1 protein-coding gene is annotated in these 1,494 nt (G+C 35.1%); it reads left to right on the forward strand.

The genetic code is table 11. The features are described from left to right. Positions 1-290 precede the first annotated feature (290 nt). On the forward strand, positions 291-1,223 hold the full coding sequence (locus ACTHRH_RS25635) for a glycosyltransferase family 2 protein (RefSeq protein ID WP_440418279.1): 933 nt from the start codon (positions 291-293) through the stop codon (positions 1,221-1,223). Positions 1,224-1,494: the final 271 nt, after the last annotated feature.

A 1,494-nucleotide genomic window follows, 5' to 3' on the forward strand; every position in this document is an offset into this window, starting at 1 on the left:
GCCGTAAAATAATTATAGCGTACAACCCTATTTTCATCATCTGATGGTGCCGCGGTCAGAGGCATGGGGGTCTAACTAGCAAGTGTGAAAGCTGCAAACACAGGCGTCGTGCAAATCACGACGCCTACTAGGTAATTAGCTCATATGACCGTTTTTTTGGGAGAGAGAAACGGGTTTTAAAATGCTTACCTCTTACTTTAATGGTGAGTAATTAATACGGCTCAAAGACCAGAGTCCATGAAGATTTTTAGATCACAATAACTTAGTATTCAACAGAGGGGGAGGAGTTGTTGCTAGAGCCTATTTTTGTAAGCATCGTTGTTCCAGTATTTAATCGCGAAGAAACAGTTCTTATGTCGATTCAGAGCTTATTAAATCAAACCTATTCAAATTTTGAGATACTTGTTATTAATGATGCTTCAACGGATCGAACAAAGCAAATTATTGAATCTATTAATGATATTAGAGTAAGAATAATTAACTTGGATAAAAATGTTGGGGCAGCTGCTGCGCGCAATATTGGTATTCGAAAATCACTTGGAAATTGGATTGCTTTCCAAGACAGTGATGACTATTGGGAACCTACAAAATTGGAGAAACAAGTTAAAGTAGCAATGGAACAATGTAACCAACTCCCCTCTATTATATATACAAGTTTTGTACGAGTTAAGAATAATGAGAGAGAGCTTATTCCTAATGACAGTAGCCCCGACCTCTCAGGTGTCATTCATAAGAAGCTAATTTTACAGAATTTTATAGCAACACCATCTGTGCTTATCCCGAAAGAATGTTTTTATAATATTGGTTACTTTTCCGAGGATATGCCCAGATTTCAGGACTGGGAGTTATGGATACGAATGTCGCAACGTTATCCTTTTATTTGGATTAATGAACCGCTCCTTACGGTATATTATTCAGAGGATAGTATTTCTGCAAATTTCGCCAAATTACTTCAAGCGTATACTTTGTTATGGGAAAAACATGGCTATACCATCCAACAAGCAGGTCCCATATATGCTTCTCGCTTTCTATTTTCTTATGGACATAACCTTGCAATTGCAGGAAAGATGAAAAAAGCAAGGGAAATATTTAAAAAATCAATTAAATTTCGAACAAGTTTGCTGAATTGCTCGGGGTTTATATTAAGTTGTTTTGGTCAACAGATGTATCGCTTCGTTTACTTCTTTATATCAAAAAAAGGAAAAAATAAATGCATACAATAATAAGATAATTAAGAGGGGATTTTGTGGTCTTTAGTAATTTATTTTTCATATTTTTTTTCTTGCCAGCTGTAATATTAAGCTATTATTTATTAAGAAAAGAACTTAAAAATGTATTATTACTTATTAGTAGCTTACTGTTTTACGCATGGGGAGAGCCCCATTATATAATACTAATGATAGTTGCTATTATTATAAACTCAACTTTCGCAGCTTAGATTGGCAAACAAACCCTTGATATAACTGGGTAAGGTGCTCATCCATTGCTGGACTT

It is taken from the genome of Paenibacillus sp. SAFN-117, from assembly GCF_051966115.1.
Lineage (GTDB): Bacteria > Bacillota > Bacilli > Paenibacillales > NBRC-103111 > Paenibacillus_L > Paenibacillus_L residui.